The sequence below is a fragment of the Pantoea sp. CTOTU49201 genome (genome assembly GCF_032054795.1).
Classification (GTDB): Bacteria; Pseudomonadota; Gammaproteobacteria; order Enterobacterales; family Enterobacteriaceae; genus Pantoea; species Pantoea symbiotica.
On the sequence record NZ_DAMBSA010000344.1, the window covers coordinates 1 to 5,124 of the forward strand.

Below are 5,124 nucleotides of genomic sequence, written 5' to 3' on the forward strand. Positions count from 1 at the left end.
GCGGGCGTGCTGGCGGGTCATGGCATCACCGTGGATCCGCAGGCGATTACGACGCTGGAAGGCTTCCGCCAGCTGCGTCGTGAACTTGATGCGCAGCCAACCCAGTATCTCGACAGCCGCATTCGTCGCTTCCAGTCGTTTGCCGAAGTTGGCACCGAGCCAGGCCCGCACTTTGGTCTGGGCCTCGACGCTTACGCGACCTGGACTTCGCCAATTCGTAAGTTCGGTGACATGATCAACCATCGCTTGCTGAAAGCGATTGTGCGCGGCGAAAGCACCGCCCGTCCGCAGGATGAGCTGACAACCATCATGAGCGAACGTCGTCGCCTGAACCGCATGGCCGAGCGCGATGTCGGTGACTGGCTGTACGCACGCTTCCTCGCGCCATTTGCCGGTACCGATCGCAAGTTCAGCGCCGAGATCATCGACGTGTCTCGCGGCGGCATGCGCGTGCGCCTGCAGGAGAATGGCGCGGTGGCCTTTATCCCTGCACCGTTCATCCACGCGGTGCGTGATGAGCTGGTGTGCTCGCAGGAAAGCGGCACCGTGCAGGTAAAAGGTGAAGTCGCTTACCGTGTTACAGACATCATCGATGTCACCATCGCCGAAGTGCGTATGGAAACCCGCAGCGTGGTCGCACGTCCGGCCGCCTGAGCATGAAAACTGGCGGGATAACAGCCGTTATCCCGCATTTCTCTCCGCCCGCTTTAGCAAATGTTAAATTTGCTTTCCGCTTCACATTTCTAACGCCTCTGCCTGTCGTTAACAATTCATTACATTACTTTTAACTTGTTGTATTCGATCGCTTCTTTTCCCGGTCCCTACAAGGAGTTAACTCATGAACAACGTCAAAACCAGTCTCATCTGGTTAGCGGTGGCGTTAATTGGCGCGGGCGCATTTGCCATGCTGGCCCTCAGCCGTGGCGAACACGTCAACGCGGTCTGGCTGGTGATTGCCTCCGTCGCCTGCTACAGCATTGCCTATCGCTTTTACAGCCTGTTTATCGCTAAGCGCATCTTCGAACTGGACGATCGTCGTCGCACGCCGGCGGAGCGCTTAAGTGATGGCCTTGATTATGTGCCCACCAATAAATGGGTGCTGTTCGGTCACCATTTTGCGGCGATTGCCGGTGCGGGCCCGCTGGTCGGCCCGATCCTCGCGGCGCAAATGGGCTTCCTGCCTGGCACCATCTGGATTCTGGTTGGCGTGATGTTTGCCGGTGCGGTGCAGGATTTCCTGATTCTGTTTATCTCAACGCGCCGTGATGGCCGCTCGCTCGGTGAGATGGCGCGCCAGGAACTCGGTTCATTCGCTGGCGTAGTGACCATGCTCGGCGCGCTGGGCGTGATGATCATCATCCTCTCTGCGCTGGCCTTGGTGGTGGTGAAGGCGCTGGCCAACAGTCCGTGGGGCTTGTTCACTATTGCCGCGACCATTCCGATTGCGCTGTTTATGGGCGTGTATATGCGTTTCCTGCGTCCGGGCAAAATCGCGGAAGTGTCGATTATTGGCTTCGTGCTGATGATGGCGGCGATTATTTACGGCGGTAACGTAGCGGCCGATCCCTATTGGGGCCCGCTGTTCACGCTGAAAGGCACGGAGCTGACGTAGGTGCTGGTGATTTATGGCTTTGTGGCCTCTTCACTGCCGGTGTGGCTGCTGCTGGCACCGCGCGATTATCTCTCTACCTTCCTGAAAATCGGCGTGATCATTGGTTTGGCCATCGGCATCGTGTTTGCCATGCCCGAGATGAAAATGCCTGCGGTGACCAAATTTATTGATGGCACCGGACCGGTCTTCTCCGGCGCGCTGTTCCCGTTCCTGTTTATCACTATTGCTTGTGGTGCCATTTCAGGTTTCCATGCGCTGGTGTCGAGCGGCACCACGCCGAAACTGGTGGAGCGCGAAAGCCATATCCGCTTTATCGGCTACGGCGCGATGCTAATGGAGTCCTTTGTGGCGATCATGGCGCTGATTTGCGCCTCGGTGCTCGATCCGGGCGTCTACTTTGCCATGAACTCACCCGCCGCGCTGATTGGCACCACAGTGGAAAGTGCGTCGCAGGTGATTAACGGCTGGGGCTTCGTGGTGACGCCAGAAATGCTGAGCGGCATTGCGCGCGACGTTGGCGAAAGCACCATTCTTTCCCGCGCCGGTGGCGCACCCACCTTTGCGGTTGGCATGGCACATATCATCACCGAAGTGTTTAACAGTCGCGCCATGATGGCGTTTTGGTATCACTTTGCCATCTTGTTTGAAGCGCTGTTTATCCTCACCGCTGTGGATGCCGGAACCCGCGCCTGTCGCTTTATGGTGCAGGATTTGGTGGGCACCGTGGTGCCATCAATGGCGAATAACCGTTCATGGTTAGGCAACATGGCGGGAACCACCGTTGCGGTGGCGGGCTGGGGCTTCTTCGTTTATCAGGGCGTGGTCGATCCGCTCGGCGGCATTAACACGCTGTGGCCGCTATTTGGTATCGGCAACCAGATGCTGGCGTCAATGGCGCTGATTCTCGGCACCGTGGTGCTGTTCAAAATGAAGAAGCAGCGGTATGCATGGGTGACGATCGTGCCGACCGCCTGGCTGTTTATTACCTCGATGACCGCGGGCTGGCAGAAGATTTTCCACGAGAAGCCATCGATTGGTTTCCTCGCGCAGGCCAACAAGTTCCGCAAAGGCATTGATGACGGCATTGTCATCGCCCCGGCGAAAACCGTCGCCGACATGCAAACCATCGTCTTCAGCAATCAAATTAACGCGGCCCTGTGTGCTTTCTTCATGCTGGTGGCGGTGACCATGCTGGTTTCAGCCTTCTTCGTGATTCGTCGGGCGCTCAATAGCAACGTGCCGACTACCCATGAATCCGAGATCTCACTGCGTAAAGAGGTGCGAAATGTCTGAGTCCATTTATCACTGGAGAAAACCTACCGGAGCGTGGCAGATTCAGCAGTGCTTACCAATCGCACCCGCTACGGCTGGGCAAAATCTTACGCGCTGGCAACGCATCTGGCAGGGATTGCAGCAAAGTTTTCGTTTAATGGTCGGCGTTCATGACTATCAAACTTATCTGAAGCATATGCGCGAACATCATCCAACTATCGCCCCCATGGATGAGCGCGCGTTTCACCGTCACTGCCTCGATGCCCGCTTTCCCAGCCAGGCCGGAAAACTGGGTAAGTGCCCTTGCTAACCAGGATCAGCCCCGCTTGTCGGGGCTTTTTCGTGCCATTCTTTAATAAAAACAAAAATATATTTGGATTGCATCTTGTGCTGGCGCAGGAGGTTGAATACTGTTGCTAAAATAATGAGATACCGCCCGCTGAGCATTCCCCCGGAGGAAGTTTCCATGACCGATGAACAAGGGCAAACATTGCTATACACCTTGTTTGGCACCACCAGCCCTCATTGGCGTTTAACTTCAGATAGTGATGCTCTGCATTTTGCCGAAGATGAGAACGCGAACACCAATATGGCGGTGCCGCTGACTCCCGCACAAGCCAGTTTATTACGTGCGATGACGGTCATTACCTCAAGTATTAACCTCACGCTGTCGCTGCATGGCGAACCCGTTCCGATGCATTTTGTCGGTCGTAAAGTCAATCAATCGACCTGGGCAGGCACCTCTTCAGCCTGGGGCGATACCTCGGCTGTCGCGCGTGATTTGACGTTGGGATTATCCTTCGCCGAGCAAGTGGTTTCTGAGGCGAACTCAGTAATCGTGATCCTCGATCAGCGCGGCAATATCCAGCGTTTCAATCGTTTGAGTGAAGAGTACACCGGGCTGAAAGAGCAGGAAGTGATTGGCCGCAACGTATTCCAGCTGTTTATGACCAAGCAGGAAGCGCAGGCATCACGCCGTAATATCGCCGGATTCTTCAGTGAAGGCAGTTCTTACGAAGTTGAACGCTGGATAAAAACCCGTAAAGGTCAGCGACTGTTTCTGTTTCGTAATAAGTTCGTTCACAGCGGTAGCGGAAAAAATGAAATTTTCCTCATCTGTTCCGGAACCGACATAACTGAAGAGCGCCGCGCTCAGGAACGCCTGCGCGTGCTGGCCAACACCGATACCGTGACCGGCTTGCCCAATCGCAACGCTATTCATCAGCAGATTAGTCTGGCACTGGAGCTGGCGAATGGCAGTCAAACCGGTGTGGTTTACCTCGATTTAGACAATTTTAAGAAGGTGAACGACGCTTACGGCCATATGTTTGGCGATCAACTGCTGCAAGCGGTGTCGCTGGCCATCCTCAGTTGCCTTGGCAAAGATCAGACGCTGGCGCGCCTTGGTGGCGATGAGTTTGTGGTGCTGGCGGAACACACCAGCCAGGCGGCGCTGGAAGCGATGGCGTCGCGCATTCTCGAGCGACTGCGTCAGCCGTTCCGTATTGGATTGATTGAAGTTTACAGCGGCTGCTCAATTGGCATCGCCCTCGCCCCGCTACATGGCGAAGATCGTGAAAGCCTGATTCGTAACGCTGATACCGCGATGTATCACGCCAAAGAGAACGGTCGTGGCAAGTTTTGCGTGTTCGCTAACGAGATGAATCAGCGCGTGTTTGAGTATCTGTGGCTCGATACCAACCTGCGCAAAGCGCTCGAGCTGGATCATCTGGTAGTGCATTACCAGCCAAAACTCAATGCCGAAGGCGAAGTGCTGAGCGCCGAAGCGCTGGTGCGCTGGAATTCCCCGGAGCGCGGTTTGGTGCCGCCGGGCGACTTTATTTCGTATGCCGAAGAGTCCGGGTTGATTGTGCCTTTGGGCCGCTGGGTGATGCTGAATGTGTTACAGCAGATCATCAAGTGGCGTAGCGAAGGCATCTATCTGCGCGTCGCCGTTAACGTCTCGGCTAAACAGCTGATTGACCAGAGTATTTATACCGACCTGAAACATGCGCTGAACGAAGCCGGTTTGACCGACTGTCCGATTGATATCGAGCTGACGGAAAGCTGTTTGATTGAGAATGAAGCTGGCGCGCTAATGCTGATGAAGCAGTTTCAGGAACTGGGCGCGCAAGTGCATCTTGATGATTTTGGTACCGGTTACTCCTCACTTTCCCAGTTGGCGCGCGTCCCTATTGACGCCATTAAACTGGACCAGAGTTTTGTGCGTAATATCAATA

3 protein-coding genes and 1 pseudogene are annotated in these 5,124 nt (G+C 55.2%); all 4 read left to right on the forward strand.

Features of this window, described 5'->3' with window-relative positions; all coding sequences use genetic code 11:
* On the forward strand, positions 1 to 654 hold a 654-nt coding region (locus RTY00_RS19510), incomplete at its 5' end, for an RNB domain-containing ribonuclease (protein ID WP_312665624.1).
* A gap of 184 nt (positions 655 to 838) precedes the next feature.
* Positions 839 to 2,905: pseudogene (locus tag RTY00_RS19515) on the forward strand (carbon starvation CstA family protein).
* On the forward strand, positions 2,898 to 3,194 hold the full coding sequence (locus RTY00_RS19520; RefSeq protein ID WP_073980729.1) for a YbdD/YjiX family protein: 297 nt from the start codon (positions 2,898 to 2,900) through the stop codon (positions 3,192 to 3,194). Before RTY00_RS19515 ends, RTY00_RS19520 begins: the two are co-directional and overlap by 8 nt.
* A 156-nt stretch (positions 3,195 to 3,350) precedes the next feature.
* Positions 3,351 to 5,124 (forward strand): cyclic di-GMP phosphodiesterase (pdeR, locus tag RTY00_RS19525; protein ID WP_312665628.1); only part of this gene is annotated, 1,774 nt, incomplete at its 3' end.

What these genes read in the sequence shown, in the direction of transcription:
- RTY00_RS19520 (WP_073980729.1), top strand. Translation starts at nt 2,898, where the DNA reads ATGTCTGAGTCCATTTATCACTGGAGAAAACCTACCGGAGCGTGGCAG.